We start from the raw sequence: 20,062 nt of genomic DNA, 5'->3' as shown, positions 1-20,062 counted from the left end.
CCGTCACGTGCCAGCGGCTACCACACTTTAACACGGTCCCCGTCGATGGGGCGCCTATGGCAGCGCAGGACTCCGGTCCGTCGGACGCGACGCGGCCGGCGACGGCGGGGACGGAACCGACCTCGGACGACCGCGGCGAGGGCGCGTCGCGTCGGCTGGCCGCCGACCTCCGACGGGCCTGCGAGGGCGACGTCCGGTTCGACGAGTACACCCGCGTGCTCTACGCGACCGACGGGAGCGTCTACGGGGCGGAACCGGCGGGCGTGGTCTTCCCGCGGGACGTCGACGACGTTCGGGCGGCGGTCCGCGTCGCGAGCGACCACGGCGTGCCGGTACTCCCGCGGGGGGCCGGGTCGTCGCTCGCCGGGCAGGCCGTCGGCCCCGGCTGTATCGTCCTCGACCTCTCGCGGCACATGGACGGGATCGTCGACGTCGACCCCGAGGAACGGCGCGCGGTCGTCCAGCCCGGGGTCGTTCAGGACGACCTCGACGACGCGCTCGAACCCCACGGCCTGCGGTTCGCGCCCGACCCCGCCTCCTCGAACCGGGCGACGATCGGCGGCGGCATCGGCAACAACTCGACGGGTGCCCACTCGGTGCGCTACGGGATCACCGACGCCTACGTCGAGGAGTGTGCGGTCGTCCTCGCCGACGGCTCGCTGATCCGCACGCGGGACGTCGTCCTCGATAGCCCGGAGTGGGAGCGGATCGTCTCGAAGGACGACCGCGAGGCCGCCATCTACCGGACCGTCCGGGCCGTCGTCGAGGACAACGCCGAGGAGATCGAAGAGCGGTACCCGAAGCTCAAGCGCAGCGTCAGCGGCTACAACCTGCAGAAGGTGATCCGGGAGCGGGAGACCGGGGCGGCCGACGACGACCGCGAGGGCGGCGAGCGGGTCGTCAACCTCTCGAAACTCCTCGTCGGCGCGGAGGGGACCCTCGGCGTCGTCGTCGAGGCGACGCTCTCGCTCGTCACCCGGCCCGACGAGACCGCGCTCGTCGTCGCCTGCTACGACGACCTGCTGGAAGCGCTGTCGGCGGTGCCCGACGCGCTTTCCCTCGGGACGAGCGCGGTCGAACTGATGGACCGGGAGGTGTTCCGGCTGGCGGCCGACTCCCCGGAGTACGCCGAGTACGCCGCGGCGATCCCCGACGGCACCGAGGCGGCGCTGATGCTCGAGTTCGACGACGAGACGGTCGGCGCCCTCCCCGACGCGGTCGCCGCGGCGACCGCCGACCTCGTCGACCGGGGCGCGGCGTTCGAGGCCGTCGAGGCCTTCTCCACCGAGGAGCAGGATCGACTCTGGAAGCTCCGCAAGGCGGCCATCCCCCTGCTGATGAGCATGGAGGGCGACCCGAAGCCGTACCCGTTCGTCGAGGACGCCTCCGTCCCGCCGGACGAACTCGCCGAGTACGTCGCGGGCTTTCAGGAGATCCTCGACGAGCACGACACGACCGCGGCCTACTTCGCCCACGCGGGGGTCGGGACGTTACACATCCGGCCCGTGCTGAGCCTCAAGACCGAGGACGGCGTCGAGACGATGCGCTCGATCGCCGAGGACGTCACCTCGCTGGTGCTGGACCACCACGGCTCGTTCTCCGGCGAACACGGCGACGGCCTCGCGCGCACGGCGTTCAACCCGAAGCTGTACGGCCCCGACCTGTGGGCGGCGTTCAGGGAGGTGAAGTCGGCGTTCGACCCCGACTGGCTCATGAACCCGGGGAAGGTCGTCTACCGCGAGGACGACCCGACCGACGTCCGCGAACACCTCCGGTACGGCCCGGACTACGCCTCGCTCGAACCCGCCACGACCCTCGACTTCGCGGACGATGGGGGGTTCTCGCACCTCGTCGAACTCTGCAACGGCTGTGGCACCTGCCGGCAGACCGGCGGCGACGTGATGTGTCCGACCTACCGCGCGACCGACGAAGAGATCGCGACGACCCGGGGGCGGGCGAACCTGCTCCGGGCGGCCATCTCGGGCGAACTCGATCCCGAGGAACTGTACGACGAGCGGTTCCAGCGTGAGGTGCTCGACCTCTGTATCGGCTGCAAGGGCTGTCAGAGCGACTGTCCGACCGGCGTCGACCTCGCGAAACTCAAGGCGGAGGTGAAACACGAGTACCACGACCGCGAGGGGGTGAGCCTCCGCGAGCGGCTGTTCTCGAACGTCGACCGCCTGTCCGCGCTCGGGAGCGCGCTCGCCCCGGTCGCGAACCGCGCGGCCGACCTCCCGGGCGCCCGCGGGCTGCTGGAGCGAACGCTCGGCGTCGCCGCCGACCGCTCGCTCCCCGCGTTCCGCCGGCAGTCGCTGACCGGGTGGTTCGACGCCAGGGGTGGCCCGCGCGTGGACTCCGCGCGGGCGACCGACCGCGTCCTCCTGTTCCCGGACACGTACACGAACTACTCGTACCCGAACCCGGGGAAGGCGGCCGTCGAGGTGCTCGAAGCCGCCGACGTCCGCGTGGAGGTCCCCGACCTCGGGCCGACGGGACGGGCGGCCTACTCGCAGGGACGACTCGACCTCGCGGCCGAGCGGGCCGAGGCGCTGGTCGACGCGCTCGCCCCGCGGGTCGAGGCGGGGTGGTCCGTCCTCTTCGTCGAACCGTCTGACGCGTCGATGGTCGTCGACGAGTACGCCTCGCTGCTCTCGGACGACCGCCTCGACCGCCTCGCCGCGAACGCCTACGGCGTCTGCGAGTACCTCGACCGCGAGCGCCTCGACGAGCGCCTCTCGTTCGACGCGCCGGCGACGTCGCTCGCGTACCACGGCCACTGTCACGGGAAGGCCCGCGGCGCCGACCACCACGCCGTCGGCGTCCTCCGGCGGGCGGGTTACGCGGTCGACCCGCTGGACTCCGGTTGCTGCGGGATGGCCGGTAGCTTCGGCTACGAGGCCGAACACCACGACCTCTCGCTGGCGATCGGCGAGTTACTGCGCGAGCGCCTCGACGCGAGCGACGGGGAGGTCGTCGTCGCGCCCGGCGCCTCCTGTCGGACCCAGATCGGCGACTTCGACGGGCGCGACCGGCCCCCGCACCCGGTCGAGGCGGTGGCGGCGGCGCTGGCCGAGTGAGTCGGCCACCGGGGGCCTACGCCCGGAGTTCGTTCGTCACGCCCACCGCTTCGGCCACGTCGGGGAGGTCGAGTTCCGCGAGGGTCTCGGCCAGCGGCACTCCCTCGACGTTCCAGCCGCGGGCGGTGTAGTACCGGTCGAGTTCCCGCTCGTAGCGCTCCTCGTCGATCGATTCGCCCTCGTTCGGGCCGTTGGGAACCGGCTCGGTGAACCGCGGCGGTAGCCGGTCGTCCTCGCGGCCGAACCCCTCGCGGACGTTGAACGCCTTCGAGAGGTTGTAGGTTCGTTCGCCGGCGGTGAGCAGTTCCGAGCGGGTGAGGTCGAAGCCGGTCATGGCGTTGACCAGTTCGCGGACCCCCTCCGCGAGGGTGAGCCCGCGGGTGAACTTGCAGATCCCGGTGGCGTCGTAGACCGCCATCAGGTCCTCCATCGACTTCAGCGCCAGAGCCTTCCCGTCCATCCGGGTCCGGTCGTAGTTCTCGAACTCCCAGAAGTTCCCGTTCATCTCGAGGGCGTACAGGCAGGAGGTGAGGTGGTCGGCCCCGCGCGGTGAGACGCCGAAGGCGAGGGCCATCCCCTTGATGCCGCGGGGCTCGAAGCCGGCCGGCGACTGGTTTTTCACGTGGACGGCGAACTCCTCGCCGGCGCCGACCCGCCGGGCCGCCCGCACGTGCCCGTCCATCAGCAACTCGCCGAGGTCGCCCTCGCCGCGGCCCATCCGCCGGAGGAGTTCGAGGACGGTTTCCGCGTTCCCGAATTCGAGTTCGACGTCGGCGTCGAACTCGTCGAGTAGCCCCCGTTCGGCGGCCTCCATGGCCCACGCGATGGCGTTGCCCGCGTCGATGGTGTCCAGACCGAGGCGGTCGCAGATCTCGTTGGCCTTCGCGACGGCCTCGATGTCGTCGACCTCGACGTTGCCCCCGAGGGCGTACTGGGTCTCGTACTCGGGCCCGTCGACGGCGACGTCGCCGTACGCAGTGTCCTCGGCCTCGAACCACTGGCTGCAGGGTTTGCTACAGTACGGACAGGGCCGCTTGGTCTCGACGTACTCCTCGGTCCAGTGGCGGGGGTCGATAGAGATGCGGTCCGCCGACCGATCGTCGAGACGTTCGTAGGCCCGCTCGAAGTACCCCGACTGCCAGTTGCGCGTCGGGAAGATCCCGAGGGCGGTGTTCTTCGCGTCCAAGGCCTCCCCGGTGCCGTACTGGACGTCCACCGAGGCGTCGCCCGTCCCCGAAATCTCGATCTCGCCGCGGCCGGTCGTCTCGAGGCGCCACTTCCGGTTTAGCTCCTCGAGTTCCTCGGGCCGGGCGACGGGGACGTCCTTCGAGCCCCTGACGGCGATCGCCTTGAGGTTCTTCGAGCCCATGACCGCGCCCGGGCCGCCGCGGCCGGCCTGTCGGTCCTCGCACTCGATCATCGAGATGCGCGACTCCGCCTCGCCGGCCGGGCCGATCACCGCCGACCGGACGCCGGAGCCGTACCGTTCTTCGAGGCGCTCGTGGGTCTCCCGCGTGTCGAGCCCCCAGAGGTCGTCGGCCGGTTCGATGCGCACCTCCTCGTCGTCGACGACGAGGACGGAGGGCCCCTCGCAGGCCCCTTTCACGACGAGCGCGTCGTAGCCCGCGCGTTTTAGCTGGTCGCCCATCTTCGCGCCGACCAGCGACTTGCCGTAACCGCCGGTCAGCGGGGACTTGAACCCGAAGGTCGTCTTCGATCCCGTCGGCACCGACGGGCCGACGAGCAGTCCCGGCGCGATCGCCAGGACGTTCTCCGGGTCGAGCGGGTCGACGTCGGGGCCGACCTCGTCGTAGAGGAGCCGCGTCGTAAAGCCCGCCCCGCCCAGATACGTCCGGACGAACTCCTCCGAGAGCGGTTCCGTCCCGTGGTCGCCGCCGGTCAGGTCGACTTCGAGGAGCCGTTTCCAGTAGCCCATACGCGGGGGAAGGAAACGGACGTGAATAATGATGACCCGTGATTCCCACTCGCTGGATCGACCCCTTCGGTCGATCGGGTGCGGGGCCGATCGAGGCGGTGACGGCGCTGGGACGGACCGGTCCTCCGCTGTCCGGTCTGTGGGTGCACGTACGAGACGAAGAACCGCTGCTCCGAGTGTGGAACGACGGGCTCGTCCGGATCGAGCGAGCCCGACGGTGAGGCGTCGAAACCGCACCGTTTAGGGACCTCACGGGGGTATCGATGGGTATGCCAGTCTCGAAAGACGAGTTCGACCAGCTACACCCCTGTGACTTCTACACGGCCGACGAACTGCTCGAGGGCGACCGGATGTACACCGTCTACGAGATCGCGCGCCTGCTGCAGGGGCTCGACCCCGACGCCGACATCGACCGCGAGACCGAGGACGTCCTGCTCGACTGGGCGATCCCGTGGATCATGACGAACGCGGACGACCTCGTCGTCGCCGAACCGCGCAGCGACGACGAACCCGGCTTCTACGGCCTGAAAGAATGATCTTCCTCGTCGCCGGCGCGGACCGCGTCGACGCCGGCAAGACCACCTTCTCGGTCGGCCTGCTCGAACGGGTCGGCGGCGCGGGCTACAAGCCCCGGGCCGGCAACGACTTCTGGTTCGACCACGACGACTGCCGGCGCGCGCTCGCCGACGGCCGCCTCTACGGCAAGGACGCCGCGCGACTCGCCGCCGCGGAGGGTCGGGGCCGGGAGCCGGAGGCGCTCAACCCCGTCCACCGGCTCTGGCAGCCGGCGCCGGACGGCGGCACGGGGCTGCTCGGCCGGTCCGACCGGGAGTTCGTCGTCGACCGCATCGGCCGGCCCGGCGAGGAGACGTACGTCGTCAACGCGACGGCCGACCTCCCGGCCGCCGTCGAGGAACGGTTGCCGCTCGGGGCGGCCGACGCCGTCGAGACCGTCGACGAACTGAACGCGGCCGTCGAGCGACGCCACGCCCCCGCGCTCGACGCGCTGGCCGCCGAGGTCGAGGCGGCCGACCTCGCGGTCGTCGAGTCCTACGGCGACGTCGCCCGTCCGCTCCGGTCGCTCGATCCCGCCCGCGTGGCGGCCGTCGCCGTCGTCGAACCCCGGCGGGCGCGGATCTACCGCGGCGACCGCTACTGGCGCGCCTGCGAGGTCGCCCGATCGAGCCCGCAGGACGGCCGCCTCGAGAAGCGGGTGCCGGACGTGATCGACTACCTCGACCCCGTCGCACGCGTCCCCCTCCCGCCGCTGGGGAGCGACGACCGGCGCGACCCGGAGCGCGTCGCGCGGGCGTACGCGGACGCCTACGACGCGATGCTCGAAGTCGCCGGCCGCTAGGTCTGCCGGGCCATCCGGGCCGCGAGTTCGACGTGGCCGTAGGGGTCGGTGGTCACGCTCGGGCCGTGGCCGGTGTGGAGTTCGGCGAGGTCGGGGTCGATACGGTCGAGCACGCGGTCGATGCTCCGGATCAGCGTCTCCCGGTCGCCCTCGGGGAGGTCCGTCCGACCGAAACCGCCGTTCTGGAAGACGAGGTCGCCCGCGAACAGGATTCCCGGCTCCTCGGCGTAGAAACAGAGGTGGTCGTCCTTGTGGCCGGGAGTGTGGAGGGCGACGTACTCGTGGTCGCCAAGCCGGACCGTCTCCTCGTCGTCGACCGCGCGGTCGACGCCGTCGATCGACGGGTCGAACCCCCACGCTTCGACGTCGAAGGCCCCTTTCACCGCCGCGAGGTTCCCCACGTGATCCGGGTGGGTGTGGGTGAGTACGACCGCGTCGAGGTCGTCGACGCGCGAGTCGAGTCGCTCGACGACGTCGAAGTTCGCCCCGGGGTCGACCAGCACGGGCCGGTCGCCGCCGACGAGGAAGACGTTGCTCGTGAACGCCCGAACGCCCTGGGCCACGTTCGAGATCATAGCCACCGGTACGGAACCCGGGGGTTTGTCGGTGTCGACACGTCGGCGTCGGTGCCGGCGCCGGCGTCAGCCGGGAGTATTTTGTCGCCCGCGCGTACTGTGTGATCCATGCTCGTACTCCGCGGCGGGACGGTCGTCGACGCCGACGGCGCACGGACCGCCGACGTGGCGGTCGAGGGCGGATCGATCGCGGCCGTCGGCGACGTCGACGCCGACCCCGACCGCGAACTCGACGTCTCCGACCGGTTCGTCGCGCCCGGTCTGATCGACACACACGTCCACCTCGCGTTCGACGGCCGGCCCGACGTCTCGACCTACCGCACCGAGAGCCCGTACGCCGGGGCCTACCGGGTCGCGGCGAACCTCCGGCGGGCGCTCGACGCGGGCGTCACGACGGTCCGCGACCTCGGAAGCTGGGGGTCGATGGCCGTCGACGCCGGCCGCGCCGTCGCCGACGGCACCATCCCCGGCCCGCGGGTGGTCGCCGCCGGCGAGGCCGTCACCATGACGGGCGGTCACGGCCACTGGTTCGGCCGCGAGGCCGACGGCGCCGACGAGGTTCGCGCGGCCGCGCGAGAACAGCTCAAACGCGGCGCCGACGTCGTCAAGTGCATCGCGACCGGGGGCGTCCTGACGCCCGGGACGCGCACCGGCGCGCCCGAGTTGACCCGCGCGGAACTCGACGCCGCGGCCGCTGTCGCCGACGCCGCCGACGTGCCGTCGGCCGCCCACGCCCACGGCCGCGAGGGGATCGTCGCCGTCGCGGAGGCGGGGATCGACAGCGTCGAACACGGGACGTTCATGGACCGGGCGGCCGCCGACCTGCTCGCCGAGCGTGGCACCCGATGGGTGCCGACGGCGAGCGCGCTCCACTCCATCGTCGACGCCGGGAGCGACGCGGGCATCCCCGCGGAGGCCGTCGCGAAGGCCGAGACCGCGCTCGACGCGTTCGACGAGGCCTTCGACCACGCCCGCGAGGCGGGCGTCCGGATCGCGATGGGGACCGACGCCGGCACGCCGTTCAACGAGTTCGGCTCGATCCCCGCGGAACTCGGGTACCTCGTCGACCACGGCCTCTCGCCGGCGGCGGCGCTCGAGGCAGCCACCGTCGAGGCCGCCTCGCTGCTCGGCCTGTCGGACGTCGGCCGCGTCGAGGCCGGCTACCGGGCGGACCTCGTCGTCCTCGACGGGAACCCGCTCGACGATCCGACCGCCTGGGAGGCGCCGACGCACGTGCTGACCGACGGAACCGTTCACCGGACGTAGTGGTCGCGCCGGAGGCCATTCACAAGCTCTTTTACTCGCGGCACGAAGTGGTAGACGAATGAATCGGTCGGTCCTCGCCGGGGTCGTCGCGCTCTTTCTTCTGGTCGCGGGCGCGAGCGGCCCGGTCGCGGCTGTCGGCCTCGGCGACGGCCAGCCAGCGAGCGCGGCGACTGTCACGTCGACGGACCGGACCGCGGCCGTCTCCTCCCCGGAGTTCGACAGCACGACTTTCGAGATCACCGTCCACGGCAACGGAACCGCCGAGTGGACGTTCCGCCACGAACGGCTCCTCACGAACGAGACCGAACGGGAGAACTTCGAGACGTTCGCCGATCGCTTCGAGGAGGAAGAGACCGACTTCTACGTCAGCTTCACCGAGCAGGCCGCGGCGCTCACCGACGCCGGCGCACAGGAGACCGGCCGGGAGATGGAGGCGACCGACTTCGAGCGCTCGGCCGGGGTCGAACGGCGGCTCAACACGCAGGGGGTCGTCGAGATGTCGTTCACGTGGACCGGCTTCGCCGAGGTCGAGGACGACGGCCGGGTCGTCGTCGGGGACGTCTTCGACGGCGGCCTCTACATCGGCGCCGATCAGAAACTCGTGATCGTCCCCGGCGACGACCTCGTCGTTACGAGCGCCCTGCCCGAACCCGAGTACAACACCGCCTCGATCGAGGACGCCACCTCCATCACGTGGGAAGGCGAGCGGGAGTTCCTCGACGGCCAGCCCCGGATCGTCCTCGAAGAGCCGACGGCGTCCCCGGGCGGCGACGGGACCGGCCCCGACGGGGAGTCGCGCTCGTGGCTGCTCGTCGGCGGCCTGCTCGCGGTCGTCGCGGGCCTCGGCGGCGCGTTCGTCTGGTTCCGCTCGCGCGAGCGCGGCGACGACGGCTCCCCGCCGGAGGCCCCCGCCGGTGGAGCCGAGGCCGCCGACGACCGGGCGGCGTCCGACCCCGATCCCATCTCCGAGGAGGAACTGCTCACCGACGAGGACCGCGTCGTCGAACTCATCCGCGAGAACGGCGGCCGGATGAAGCAGGTCAACATCGTCGAGGAGACCGGCTGGTCGAAGTCGAAGGTGAGCATGCTGCTGTCGGACATGGAGGACGAGGGGACCATCAGCAAACTCCGCGTCGGCCGCGAGAACATCATCAGCCTCGAAGGGTTCGAACCCGAGGCCACCAAGTCGCCGTTCGACGAGTGACGCTGTGCGAACGGTCTGCATTCCCGGACCGAAACGATACCCTTAAACATCGTACCGGACAACGGACGAGTGCAGTCAGACGGGCTCCGATAGTGTAGTCCGGCCAATCATATTGCCCTCTCGAGGCAATGACCGGGGTTCGAATCCCCGTCGGAGCACTCCTTCCTTTCCGCGTTCCGGTGGGTTTGTCCGTGACAGAAAGGTGGCACAATCATGTCACCTCAAAGGAACAGACTGTCACTCCGCGCGTCTAAACAAGGCCGGAACTTCGAAGTTGGCGCTGATTAGCTACTTAGCTGTGACCGATATGCGCGTTGTATCTCGCACGACCCTCCTATCAGATTCTGCATAATGTTGGACTAATATCATGGATTGCTCTGCTACTCAGTATTAGAGGGATTGAAATCCAATGGTTCGCGTAATTGCCAGACGTCAGTTTGGGGAGTGAGCCGATGAGGCTCCGCACCTCGCTCGGTAAGTATTCCGCCGTGATACAGCATCGCTTTCAGCTGGAAGACCGTCGGTGAATGAAAAACGTTTCCGTCTACAAGTTCGTCCGCCTGAATGTTACCCTCTGCGTCAAGCACTCGGCTCCGGACGTCATCCGTTCCGCGCAGAAACAGTTCGACTGTAAACGTTGGATGATGGATGTGCAACCACTCAACAAGGTCAACGAGTGACGGTTCGTGGATCCCATCATCGTGCATCGTTTGGAGTTCTTCGACGAGGATCTGCGTCGCCGGATACGTCCAGACCACCCGTCTGGTAAGCAATCCCCACTCTGGGGCCAGGTCGGAGAACCGTTTTTGTGAACCCTGCCACTCTTCAAAGACGTTCAGTGCAGCGCCGACTGATTCGTATTGACTCAACGCAAACCGGACCACCTCCTCGCCAAGTGGTGTGAGATCAACACGATCAGGACGCTCTTCAATCAGCCCAAGGAACGCAGCACCTCGACGAGCATCGTCTGTGGCTCGGACAACGTATTTGGCGAGTACTTCGTCGGTGTCGTCAGGGTGATACAGCGCGAGCGGAACGCCAAGGTAATTCTTCGGGTGGTTCAGCCCGAAGGACTTGTTGGCAACGCCCTGAGCCGTAGCTTGGAAGCGGATGGCGGTCGCGTCGTCGGAGGTCCGGTTGCCGACGACGCGCGGGACTTCGAGCGGCTCTACGTCTCCACTTGTGTCAACGCCTAGGACACCCACGTTGAGTTCACGAGCGAGCGTCTGCGCTGACGGTGAGATGGCTCGGCTAGGTGCCGCGACGTAGGCGGCGTTCGCTTCGTGGAGGCGATCATACGCCTGAACGATGCCGCGTTCGACATCGACCGTATCAGAGCCGGTATACCCCTTCGCCTCGACAGCGACCAGTGGCGGCTGGTCACCGAAACGTTCTATGGCGAGGAGGTCCGACTCAAGGGGGCGTACACCGACGAGATCCGGGTAGCCCGTTCCCAGCCGGACGTGATTGAACGGTGCGAGCTGCTCGCGGATGTCGGGTGAAACGGGCTGGCCCGAGAGCCATTCCTCCATCGCGAACTGGGTATCGACGACCGAGTACGTGTTCGGCTCGTCAGGGTTAGGAAAGAGTCGACGTTTGGCGTGAGCTAGGACCTGTGGCTCTGAGAGTGCCGCCGCACTGGACATACCTCATAATTCCGGGTAGAGGACATAAAGATTCGACAGGCTAAAAGAACTTATAAATATAGAACTTTGCTGACAGTGTCTACAAGAGCGTCTTTACGTCCAGCCACTGTCTGACGCTGACCCAGCCGATTCCGACGGCCGCCAGCGAGACGGCGATTCCACCGACCGAGAGCAGGAGCGGGTCGATCGAGGGGACCGCGGTGGGCACGACGACGAGTGACACCGCCGGCAGGATGCCGACCAGTATGAGGAGGTTGCCGGGTTCCGTGCCGTTGACGGGCGTGTCCGGAAACCGGAGGTAGACGACGACCGCGAGGAACGTCGTCCACAGCGCCAGCGGGATCGGTGTCAGGAGACCGGTTCCGAGGAGCCGGAACGCGTCCGTCGTCAGCGACACGTCGGCCCACGCGAGAACGAGTACCGATCCTCCGAAGGCGATGGCCACCAGCACGCCGATCATCAGCAACGCGAGGACGAACGATCCGGCGACCAGCGCGACGAACACCTCCCGCTCGCGATAGGGGCCGCTCAACAGGAGTTCCAGTTCACCGGCGGCCAGCCGTTGTCCGACGCCGGTCTGGGTGATGAGCACTGACAGGACCGCCCCGGTCATGGCGACGAAGTACGGCCCCTGAATGACCAGCATCGCGAGTAAGAGCGCCGTGTCGCTGTCCATCCCGGTGAAGTAGTGGCCCGCCTGCACGGCGAGCGTTTCGCGGGTCGTACCCGTGAGTACGCCGGGAGAGACGGCAGTGACGCCGAGCAGACCCAGGAAGAGCAGGCCCGCTCCGGCCGGAAAGGCAAACAGCCGCCAGCCGCGCCCCCGGAGTTCGCTCCAGACCACGGCTCTCGCGAGCGTCCGCCAGCCCGGCGTCGCGCTCATCGGGCCCTCACCTCCTCGTCCTCGGTCAGCAGACTGTACAGTTCTTCGAGGGACGCCTCCTCCTCGTGGACGGCTTCGATGGCGACGCCGTGCCCGACGAGCGACGTGACGAGATCGCTCACGGACCACTCTGCCGGGAGCGTCACGACCCAGCCGTCCCGCACGTCACGCGCCTCGACCCCGATTTCGGTGAACGTCTCGGGGTCCACGGCGGCCTCGATGCGGATCTCCCGCGCCCCCTCCCCTCTGAGGCGCCCGACGAGTTCGTCTTTCGGTCCGTGGGCAACGGCCCGCCCGTCTTTGATGACCACGAGTTCGTCCGCGAGGAGTTCGGCCTCGTAGAGGTTGTGCGTCGAGTAACAGAGGGTTCGCCCCTCCGAAGCCAGGCCCGCTAACTGATTCCGGAGCGCCTTCGCCGCGCTCGGGTCCAGTCCGGTCGTCGGTTCGTCGAGGAACAGCACTTGCGGATCGCCGAGCAACAGCCGGGCGATCGTCACCCGCTGGCGTTGACCGCGACTCAGCTCCGTCGCGGACCGGTCGAGGAGGCCGTCGACGACCATCGTGGCGGTCGTCCGCTCGATCCGTTCCGCCCGGGTCCGTGCGTCGAGGCCGAGTACGCGCCCCCAGTAGTCGAGATTCTCACGGACCGTCAGCTGGCCGTTCAGTGGCGTGCCGTGTGGCAAGTACCCGATTCGGGTCTTCACCGACGGGTCCGCGAAGGGATCCGTCCCGTCGATCGTTACGTCGCCGCCGTCCGGCGGAAGCAGGCCGGCGCCGACGCGAAACAGCGTCGTTTTGCCCGCGCCGTTCGGCCCCAGAACGACGTTGAATCCCGGATCGAACGCCATCGAGAGCCCGTCCAGTGCCGTCACGTCGCCGTACGAGAGCCGAACGTCGTCGATTTCGACCGGAGCCACGGTTACCGCCCCTCCATCGCTTGCTCGCCGCTGTACCGTCGGTGCGGTGCGTTCACGATCACCGGTGTTCCCCCTGCTGTAGGCCGTCCCCGATATCTCCCCGCGAGCGAAGGAGTTCGCGACCGGACTCCTCGATCCAGGGTATCCGTCTGCTCGTCACACCGAAGACGTCGTATGCGACGCTGATAAATGTATCGTATATCTAACATTTGGTCAGACGATTCACGTTACTGTGTTTGAGTCAATGGGCTGTCACACCCCGTCGGGCCGACCGCGGACCTCGTCGAGGTACTCGACGTCTCCGTCGCCATCGGCGTCCTCGCCGCCCTCGGGGTCGTCGGCTGGCACCCCTCCCGACTCACCCACAGGAGGTCCGCCGGAAGGGCGCCGTCCGGATCGGGCGACTCCGGGCCGCTGTCGAAGCCGACCCGCGAGGTCGGGGGCCGGGGGAGACCGGGGATACCCTCTCACGTCTCCTCGCGCAAGCGCCGGCGCCGCTGTTCGAACTCCTCGTCGTCGATCTCGCCGCGGGCGTAGGCGGCCCGCAGTTCCTCGATCGCGGGGTCGGGCCGCCGTCCGCCGGACCCGCGGAGCGCGCGGTACAGGAGGTAGCCGAGCGCGAGGAGTACGATCAGCGGGGGAAGCGACAGCAGTAGCCACGTCCACACCGCACCGGTGCCGTCCCACAGCCCCCCGTTCCACACGTGTCCGCCCCACAGCCCCATCATCGGCATCATAAACGCCATCGCGAGGACGGGAAGGAGGACGATCGCGGCGACGACGATCAGGAGCGTCCGAATCAGGGGGTCGTCGGCCGACATGTATCGGGCTACGACGGCGCTCCTCTTGAAGGGGCGGCCGGCGAGAGCGGGAGGGGGATCGATGCGAGAAGGGCCGCCGGCCCCACCTCGGGTTTTACTGTCGATCGTTCGAAGGGGACACCCATGGACGCGAACGACCGGGCGCTGACGGCGTTCGCCATGGTCGGCCACGCCGCGTTCCACACGTACGAACTGGTCATTCCGATCTTCGTGGTCGTCTGGCTCGACGTTTACACCACGACGGCGGCGTCGCTCGGCGCCGTCGTCGGCGCCAGTTACGCGCTGACCGGGCTCGGCGCCCTCCCGAGCGGCGTGCTCGCGGACCGGTACGGTTCGAAGCGGCTCGTCGTCGGCTGTCTGGCCGGGATGGGTGCCTCGTTTGCGGCCGTCAGCGTCGCGCCGAACCTCGCCGTCCTGACGGTCGCCCTGCTCGCGTGGGGCGCGTCCGCGAGCCTCTACCACCCGGCGGGGCTGTCGCTGCTCAGCCGCGGGGCGAAAGCGCGGGGGACCGCGTTCGCCTACCACGGCGCGGCGGGCAACGTCGGGGTCGCGGTCGGCCCGCTGCTGGCGGCGACCCTGCTCGCGTTCGTCCACTGGCGGGTCGTCGCCGCCGCGCTCGTCGCGCCCGTCGCCGTCGCGTTGTTGCTCGTCGTGCGCCTGGAGTTCGACGAGACCGCCGGCAGCGAGGCCCGGAACGCGGCGCTCGCGAGCGACGGCGACGGCCGCGGCGAGATCCGTGACCTCGGCGCGTTCGTCGCCGGGACGAAGGCGCTGTTCGCGGGCGGGTTCGCGGTCGTGTTCGCGATCGGAATCCTCTACGGGCTCTACTACCGCGGGGTGTTGACGTTCCTGCCCGACGTGCTGGCGGACGTGCCGCGACTCGGGGCGGTCGAACTCGCCGGCCGCGAGTTCGAGTCCGGCCAGTACGTCTACTCGGGGCTCTTGCTGCTCGGCGGCCTCGGCCAGTACGTCGGCGGGCGCGTCGTCGACCGCGTGCGGGCCGAGCGCGCGCTCGTGGGCGCCTACGGCCTCTTGGCGGCCCTCGCGCTGGCGTTCGTCCCGGCCGCAACCGCCGGGCTCGTCCCGCTGGCGGTCGTCGCGGGTCTCCTCGGCCTCGCGGTCTTCGGCGTCTCGCCGATCAACCAGGAGGTCGTCTCGGCGTACACCGCCGCCGACGTGCGCGGCCTCTCGTTTGGCTACACCTACGCCGCGCTGTTCGGCGTCGGTGCGCTGGGCGCGACCCTCGCCGGCATCGTCCTGACGTACGCGACGCCGACGGTCCTGTTCGCGGTACTCGCGGCGTTCGCCGGCGCCGCGGCGGTCCTCGGCACGACCCTCGCGCGTCGGTGTCCGTCCTCCCCGGACGGCGGGGAGCGGTGACCGACGGCGGCTCCGAACCACGTCGTGTGGCCGAACGGATTCGGGACGCCGCCTTTCGGTCGCGACGGCCTACCGACGCGTATGACCGCCGCACACGAGGACGAGGCCGAACCGGTCACCGACCGAACGCACGACAACTCCTGGTCGGCGAACCTGGAGAAACCTCGGCACGCGGGAAACCGGGCGCTGGTCGAGCGGCAGGCCGTCGAGGCGGTCGAGCACACCGCGCCCGGGAACCACGTCAACCTCGTCACCCACGGCGACCACGGCCACCCCTCGACGTACCTGTACGAGACGCTGGCCGACGCCTTCGGCGGCGACGCCGACTGGGAGTACGTCGAGCAGTGTGGCTGTGGCGGCCACGTGACGCGCGTCCACGTCCGGTAGCGCGAACGGCACGCGCCGCCTGCCGGCGAGTCGACGCTCACTTCGTCAGCGACACGAGGACGAGGACCAGTCCGCTCGAAACGATCGCCGCCTGAATGAGCCCGGCCGAGAGGATCGAGGTCCCGAAGACGAGGTAGATGAGCCCCTCGCAGATCGCGCCGGCGCCGATGAGCACGAAGCCGGCGGAGACGTACAGCATCGGCTCGCGCCCGTGTCGGCGGTAGGCGTGGAAGGCCAGATACGCGACGACGAGGCTCAGCGCGAGCGTGATCAGTTTGGCGACGACGAGCGGCGCCTCGATCATCTACTCCCCCGGAGGTCGTCCCACAGCGACGTAAAGTTGTCCGCGAGTTCGTCGCGCGTATCGAGGGTCAGCGTCAACTCCCCCTCCGAGAGGTCGACGTGGAGCCCTTCGAGCACCGTCTCGAACTCGCTTCGGTGCGTGCCGTCCGGTCCGATCGACCGCCGCTCTTCGAGGAGGTCGTGTTCCGTAAGCGTCGAGACGCGACGGTACACCGTCGCGAGCGACGCGTCGCAGGCGTCGCTCAGGTCCTTCGCGGTCATCGGCCGCCGATCCGCGGCGACGAGGATCCGCCGCGCGTACTCGTCCGCGAGGAGCTGAAATACGTCCCCCGGGGTCGCGTCTCCCTCCCGTTGCACGGATTCGTGGTCACGACGCGCGGACAAATAGCCGACGGTTTTCGGAACCCGCGAACGGTCGCCCGAGAGCGACGGTCGAGCCGTCACGGCTCGCAGGTCGGACACGACCGCCGGCGGCGGACGGCGATCAGCCCGGCCAGCAGCGCGACCGAGAGCGCGCCGAGGAGGGGCCGCAGCGGATCGAAGTACGTCATGAGCGCGGACGAACTGAACAGCGCGAGCAGGACGGCGTTACAGACCGGACAGCCGACGGCGAGGAACCCGCCGATCAGGCCGCCGACCGCCCAGCGGTCCGCGCCGTCCCCGTCGAGGCGTCCGTCCGCGTCCTCGCGGGACGCGGCCGCCAGCCGCTGGGTGACGTACGCGCCCGCGAGCAGCGCGGTCAGCGCGAGCAACAGGTAGTCGGTCGGCGTCCGCGGCACCATCCGGACGTAGAGCGGGTTCGGGACGAGGCCGGTGACGAGTCCGAACAGCGAGAACACGCCGACGGCGGTGGCCACGCCCCACGCGACCGCGCGTCGACCCGGCCGGATCGACGGGGCGAGGTCGGTCACTCGCCCACCTCCGTCGCGAGCGCGCAGCGTTCGGGGTGGCCCGCCCGCCCGAGGAAGAACGCCAGCAGGAAGAGGCCGCCGACGCGGAGGAGCGCGCCGTCGAACGGGAGCGCCGCGATGCCGCCGGCGAACCCGAGGAAGCCGAGGAGGCCGGCGCCGCAACTCGCACAGCCCGACGCGAGGACGCCGGGGAGCACGCCGGAGACGTCGGCGAGGCCGGAGGGGCCGACGAGTCGAAGCTGTGCGACGGTGTTGACGATCGCGACGCCCGAGAGCAGGGCGTAGAGGGCGACGACCGCGAGACCCGTCGCCCCGTCGGTCCGGTACACCGTCTCCGTGAGCGAGAGGAGGGCGTAGTCGAACCAGCGGAGACCGTCGCCGAGCAGTTGGAGCGAGAACGTCGGCATCGTGCTCAGGATCAGGAGGACGTAGACGGCCAGCGTCGCGACGACCAGCCCGACCGTCCCCCGCCACGTCTCGAACGGGTACGACAGTGCTGCAGAGAGGTTCGTCAGGTATCGCCGGATCGAGTCGCGGGCGAACATCCGGTCCGAACGAACGGCCGACCGACTGAAAGGTTCGACTCCGATTTGCTGACCCAGCGAATCGGCGAGTCCGTTACGGGGCGGCGACGGCAACCGGACACGACGAATGACGCTCGATCAGCCGTCCCGTCGCGCCTTCCTCGCCGGATCGGTCGTGGCGCTCGGCAGCGGCGGAGCCGCCTACTACCGCGCGCGGTCGGACGAGGACGCGGCACACGACCTGTCCCCGTCGTTTCACGCGAGCGACGAGACGTCCGGACTCGGCGTCGACCTGACCGGAAAGCCGATCATGGGGTCGCCCGACGCGCCGCTCGAGATGTACTACTGGACGGACTTCCAGTGTCCGTTCTGCGAGCGGTTCGAACGGGAGACCCTCCCGGAGGTCGTCCGAACGCACGTGGAACCGGGCCGGGTCCGCATCGTCTTCGTCCCGGTGCCGTACTTCGGGGCGGACTCGATGACCGCCGCGGTCGCCGCGCGGTGCGTCTGGGAGCAGGTTCGCGGCTCGGAGCCGGACGTCTACTGGGACTGGCACGCGGCGGTCTTCGACGAACAGGGCGAGAAGAACTCGGGGTGGGCCGCGGCCGACGCGCTCGTCGGGTACGCGCGCTCGGTCCCGGGCGTCGACGCCGACGCGCTCGAAACGTGTCTCGCGGATCGCCGGTCGACGTTCGAGGAAGCGGTCGGCGCCGACGCGGAACTGGCGCGCTCGTTCGGGATCACGGGGACGCCGACGTTCGTCGTCTTCGACCCGGCGTCCGAGACGGCCGGGACGCTCGTCGGCGCTCAGCCGCCGGAGCGGTTCGACGAGGCGATAGAACGGATCGAAGACGCCTGACTGTCCGGCGCCGCCCGGCGACGGTCAGGCGTCGAGGGTGAGAGTCACCGGCGTGTCGTTCTCGATGTTGTCCCCGACGGGACAGCGGTCCTCGACCTCGGCGAGCAGTTCGCGCAGCGTCTCCTCGTCGGCGTCGGCGTCGACGTGGACGGTCACCTCGATCGACTGGTAGCCCGGGCGGACGTCGTCGGCCATCCCCATGAACGCGGCGGGGTCGAGTTCGCCTTCGAGTTCGACGTCGACGTCGTGCAGGTCGACGTCGCGCTCGTCGGCGACGGTGTGTGCGACGACGTTGATACAGCCCGCCCAGGCGCCCAGCAGGTACTCCACGGGGTTTGGCCCCTCGTTCGTCCCGCCGAGGTCGTCCGGTTCGTCGACGACGAACTCGAACCCGCGGGTCGTCACCGCGGTCCTCGTCCCGCTCTCGGCCGTCGCCGTCACCGCGAAACGCTCCAGCCGCTCTGATTCACTCATAAATTAACAACTCTTGGGAAGTTTCATCAACTACTCGGTCCCGGAACGTCGACGCGGGGATCGGTGACGGGCGAGCGGTGGCCGGCCACGCCCTCGGGTGCCCGAGCGCCCGGTCTGCGGGAGAAGCGGGACCCCGCGATCGTCACAGATACCGGCAATTCGTTCCGCGGAGACGTGTCGATTCCGACCGAAACCGTCTCGTCCGCGTCGAGCGTCTCGTCCGGCATGGCCGACCTCAACCCGATCGCGAAGCGAATCCACAACGTGACGCCCGACCCCGTCAGGCTCGCGCTCGACGACGGCACGGAAGCCGTGTTCCGCGTCTCGTCCGCGGAGTTCTTCCAGCGGGAGTTCCGTGCCGAGGCGACCCGGGAGGACGACGCCGGCGCCACCTACCGGTTCGTCTCCAGCGAGGACGGGGACGCGATCCTCGTCGGCCGCAAGGGACCGGCCGACGACGGCTGGTCGATGACCGGCGAGGTCGTCGAGGCCGCGGCGGCGGACGCCCGGTGACCGACGACGGCCCGTCGTCGGACCTCGGCCGCGGGCACGGGACCTTTTTGCCACTGCCCGGTGGAGTCCGACCGGATGGTCGATCGCATCCTCGTTCCGGTCGACGGCTCGCCGCTGTCCGAACGGGCGCTCGAAGTCGCGCTCGAAGAGCACCCCGACGCGACGGTCGTCGCGTTACACGTCGTCGACCCGACCGACGTCGGCTACAGCGTCCACGGCGTCCCCTTCGAAACCGGCGTCGAGCCGATTCACGGTTCCGCGGAATGGTACGAACGTGCGCGCGAACACGCCGCGGACCTCTTCGAGGACGTCCGGCGAACGACGGCCGACCGCGGCGCAGACGTCGAGACCGAGACCGTCGTCGGCCGGCCCGACCGGGAGATCGTCGACTACGCCGTCGATCACGATATCGACGCGATCGTCATGGGCAGCCACGGCCGCGACGAGGAGTCGCGGCTCCTGCTCGGGAGCGTCACCGAGGCGGTGGCGTTCCGCGCGCCGGTTCGCGTCACGCTGATCCGGTGATCTCCGTCCGACGCTGTCAGGACTTTATCCTCGGGCGTCGATCGGACGCCCATGGCGACCCGAATCCTCGTCGCGTTCGACGAATCGTCCCAGTCGACCGCCGCCCTTCGCCACGCGCTCTCGACGTACCCCGACGCCGAGGTTCTGGTGCTCCACGTGAACGACCCCCGCGAGTGGTCCACCGGGGACGGCATGGACGGCTTCTACTACTCGGAGGAGGCGTTCGAGCGGTCGAAGGAGTCCGCCGAGCGACTGCTGGCCGAGGCCGAGGCGCTCGCGGGCGAGTACGACGTCGAGGTCGAGACGGTGGCCGAGATCGGACGGACGGCGCCGACGATAATCAGGTGCGCGGAGGAACGCGACGTCGACCACGTCGTCCTCGGGAGCCACGGCCGCCGCGGACTCGCGCGCTTCCTGCTCGGGAGCGTCGCCGAGCGCGTCGCCCGCCGCTCGCCGGGATCGGTGACGATCGTTCGGGAGGAAGAGCCCGCAGACGGGTAGTCC

22 protein-coding genes and 1 tRNA gene are annotated in these 20,062 nt (G+C 69.5%); 12 read left to right on the top strand and 11 right to left on the bottom strand.

Going from position 1 to position 20,062, the window contains the following annotated elements; all coding sequences use genetic code 11:
• Window positions 1–56: 56 nt before the first annotated feature.
• The gene (locus NKG98_RS04680; RefSeq protein ID WP_254768501.1) at window positions 57–3,077 is read left to right on the top strand and encodes an FAD-binding and (Fe-S)-binding domain-containing protein; all 3,021 of its coding nucleotides are present in this window, start codon (window positions 57–59) and stop codon (window positions 3,075–3,077) included.
• A 16-nt stretch (window positions 3,078–3,093) separates the two neighbouring features.
• On the opposite strand, the gene NKG98_RS04675 is transcribed toward NKG98_RS04680, so the two are convergent.
• The gene (locus tag NKG98_RS04675; RefSeq protein WP_254768500.1) at window positions 3,094–5,013 is read right to left on the bottom strand and encodes an aldehyde ferredoxin oxidoreductase family protein; all 1,920 of its coding nucleotides are present in this window, start codon (window positions 5,011–5,013) and stop codon (window positions 3,094–3,096) included.
• Between the two features lie 269 nt (window positions 5,014–5,282).
• On the opposite strand from NKG98_RS04675, the gene NKG98_RS04670 reads away from it, so the two are divergent.
• Window positions 5,283–5,549 (top strand): DUF5827 family protein, encoded by a 267-nt coding sequence (locus tag NKG98_RS04670; protein ID WP_254768499.1) that lies wholly within the window; start codon window positions 5,283–5,285, stop codon window positions 5,547–5,549.
• Complete coding sequence (locus NKG98_RS04665) at window positions 5,546–6,370, top strand: ATPase (RefSeq protein WP_254768498.1); 825 nt, start codon at window positions 5,546–5,548, stop codon at window positions 6,368–6,370. Before NKG98_RS04670 ends, NKG98_RS04665 begins: the two co-directional genes overlap by 4 nt.
• Here NKG98_RS04665 and NKG98_RS04660 read toward each other — a convergent pair.
• Window positions 6,367–6,945 carry an MBL fold metallo-hydrolase gene (locus NKG98_RS04660; RefSeq protein ID WP_254768497.1) on the bottom strand — a complete coding sequence of 193 codons (579 nt, stop codon included), beginning with the start codon at window positions 6,943–6,945 and terminating at the stop codon, window positions 6,367–6,369. The genes NKG98_RS04665 and NKG98_RS04660 overlap by 4 nt on opposite strands.
• Window positions 6,946–7,053: 108 nt before the next feature.
• Between NKG98_RS04660 and NKG98_RS04655 the strand changes: the two genes are divergently transcribed.
• The 3 genes from NKG98_RS04655 to NKG98_RS04645 all read left to right on the top strand — a co-directional run bounded on the left by NKG98_RS04655 (window position 7,054) and on the right by NKG98_RS04645 (window position 9,573).
• The gene (locus NKG98_RS04655) at window positions 7,054–8,211 is read left to right on the top strand and encodes a metal-dependent hydrolase family protein (RefSeq protein WP_254768496.1); all 1,158 of its coding nucleotides are present in this window, start codon (window positions 7,054–7,056) and stop codon (window positions 8,209–8,211) included.
• A gap of 58 nt (window positions 8,212–8,269) precedes the next feature.
• Window positions 8,270–9,415, top strand: coding sequence for a DUF7343 domain-containing protein (locus NKG98_RS04650; RefSeq protein ID WP_254768495.1), 1,146 nt, complete (start codon window positions 8,270–8,272; stop codon window positions 9,413–9,415).
• An 83-nt stretch (window positions 9,416–9,498) separates the two neighbouring features.
• Window positions 9,499–9,573 (top strand) — tRNA-Glu (locus NKG98_RS04645).
• A gap of 222 nt (window positions 9,574–9,795) precedes the next feature.
• Here the strand turns inward: NKG98_RS04645 and NKG98_RS04640 are convergent.
• The 4 genes from NKG98_RS04640 to NKG98_RS04625 all read right to left on the bottom strand — a co-directional run bounded on the left by NKG98_RS04640 (window position 9,796) and on the right by NKG98_RS04625 (window position 13,682).
• Window positions 9,796–11,061, bottom strand: a complete 1,266-nt coding sequence (locus NKG98_RS04640) for a hypothetical protein (RefSeq protein WP_254768494.1) — start codon at window positions 11,059–11,061, stop codon at window positions 9,796–9,798.
• Between the two features lie 79 nt (window positions 11,062–11,140).
• Window positions 11,141–11,944, bottom strand: a complete 804-nt coding sequence (locus NKG98_RS04635) for a hypothetical protein (RefSeq protein WP_254768493.1) — start codon at window positions 11,942–11,944, stop codon at window positions 11,141–11,143.
• Complete coding sequence (locus NKG98_RS04630) at window positions 11,941–12,861, bottom strand: ABC transporter ATP-binding protein (RefSeq protein WP_254768492.1); 921 nt, start codon at window positions 12,859–12,861, stop codon at window positions 11,941–11,943. The genes NKG98_RS04635 and NKG98_RS04630 overlap by 4 nt, the downstream gene beginning before the upstream one ends.
• Window positions 12,862–13,328: 467 nt before the next feature.
• The gene (locus NKG98_RS04625) at window positions 13,329–13,682 is read right to left on the bottom strand and encodes an SHOCT domain-containing protein (RefSeq protein ID WP_254768491.1); all 354 of its coding nucleotides are present in this window, start codon (window positions 13,680–13,682) and stop codon (window positions 13,329–13,331) included.
• A gap of 123 nt (window positions 13,683–13,805) precedes the next feature.
• Between NKG98_RS04625 and NKG98_RS04620 the strand changes: the two genes are divergently transcribed.
• Both NKG98_RS04620 and NKG98_RS04615 read left to right on the top strand, forming a co-directional pair.
• Window positions 13,806–15,062, top strand: a complete 1,257-nt coding sequence (locus NKG98_RS04620) for an MFS transporter (RefSeq protein ID WP_254768490.1) — start codon at window positions 13,806–13,808, stop codon at window positions 15,060–15,062.
• Window positions 15,063–15,143: 81 nt separating this feature from the next.
• Window positions 15,144–15,449, top strand: a complete 306-nt coding sequence (locus NKG98_RS04615) for a CGCGG family putative rSAM-modified RiPP protein (protein WP_254768489.1) — start codon at window positions 15,144–15,146, stop codon at window positions 15,447–15,449.
• A 37-nt stretch (window positions 15,450–15,486) separates the two neighbouring features.
• Here NKG98_RS04615 and NKG98_RS04610 read toward each other — a convergent pair whose 3' ends face one another.
• From NKG98_RS04610 to NKG98_RS04595, 4 genes are all read right to left on the bottom strand, one after another.
• A complete protein-coding gene (locus tag NKG98_RS04610) occupies window positions 15,487–15,753 on the bottom strand; it encodes a DUF7521 family protein (RefSeq protein ID WP_425504387.1) in 267 nt (88 codons plus the stop codon).
• Window positions 15,750–16,109: a winged helix-turn-helix domain-containing protein gene (locus tag NKG98_RS04605; RefSeq protein ID WP_254768488.1), complete on the bottom strand. Its 360-nt coding sequence runs from the start codon at window positions 16,107–16,109 to the stop codon at window positions 15,750–15,752. The genes NKG98_RS04610 and NKG98_RS04605 overlap by 4 nt, the downstream gene beginning before the upstream one ends.
• Before the next feature lie 83 nt (window positions 16,110–16,192).
• Window positions 16,193–16,663: a hypothetical protein gene (locus NKG98_RS04600; protein ID WP_254768487.1), complete on the bottom strand. Its 471-nt coding sequence runs from the start codon at window positions 16,661–16,663 to the stop codon at window positions 16,193–16,195.
• Window positions 16,660–17,208, bottom strand: coding sequence for a hypothetical protein (locus tag NKG98_RS04595; protein WP_254768486.1), 549 nt, complete (start codon window positions 17,206–17,208; stop codon window positions 16,660–16,662). The genes NKG98_RS04600 and NKG98_RS04595 overlap by 4 nt, the downstream gene beginning before the upstream one ends.
• A gap of 106 nt (window positions 17,209–17,314) precedes the next feature.
• Here NKG98_RS04595 and NKG98_RS04590 point away from each other — a divergent pair, with 106 nt between their 5' ends.
• A complete protein-coding gene (locus tag NKG98_RS04590; protein WP_254768485.1) occupies window positions 17,315–18,046 on the top strand; it encodes a DsbA family protein in 732 nt (243 codons plus the stop codon).
• A gap of 24 nt (window positions 18,047–18,070) precedes the next feature.
• Here NKG98_RS04590 and NKG98_RS04585 read toward each other — a convergent pair whose 3' ends face one another.
• On the bottom strand, window positions 18,071–18,520 hold the full coding sequence (locus NKG98_RS04585) for an OsmC family protein (RefSeq protein WP_254768484.1): 450 nt from the start codon (window positions 18,518–18,520) through the stop codon (window positions 18,071–18,073).
• Window positions 18,521–18,745: 225 nt separating this feature from the next.
• Between NKG98_RS04585 and NKG98_RS04580 the strand changes: the two genes are divergently transcribed.
• The 3 genes from NKG98_RS04580 to NKG98_RS04570 all read left to right on the top strand — a co-directional run bounded on the left by NKG98_RS04580 (window position 18,746) and on the right by NKG98_RS04570 (window position 20,059).
• Window positions 18,746–19,033, top strand: coding sequence for a DUF8072 family protein (locus tag NKG98_RS04580; protein WP_254768483.1), 288 nt, complete (start codon window positions 18,746–18,748; stop codon window positions 19,031–19,033).
• Between the two features lie 75 nt (window positions 19,034–19,108).
• Window positions 19,109–19,558, top strand: a complete 450-nt coding sequence (locus tag NKG98_RS04575; protein WP_254768482.1) for a universal stress protein — start codon at window positions 19,109–19,111, stop codon at window positions 19,556–19,558.
• Window positions 19,559–19,609: 51 nt separating this feature from the next.
• Window positions 19,610–20,059 (top strand): universal stress protein, encoded by a 450-nt coding sequence (locus NKG98_RS04570; RefSeq protein WP_254768481.1) that lies wholly within the window; start codon window positions 19,610–19,612, stop codon window positions 20,057–20,059.
• The last annotated feature ends 3 nt before the right edge of the window (window positions 20,060–20,062 follow it).

This window comes from Salinilacihabitans rarus, from assembly GCF_024296665.1.
GTDB classification, from domain to species: domain Archaea; phylum Halobacteriota; class Halobacteria; order Halobacteriales; family Natrialbaceae; genus Salinilacihabitans; species Salinilacihabitans rarus.
Note: the sequence above shows the minus strand (reverse complement) of the source record. Positions and strands in the feature narration are given on the sequence as shown.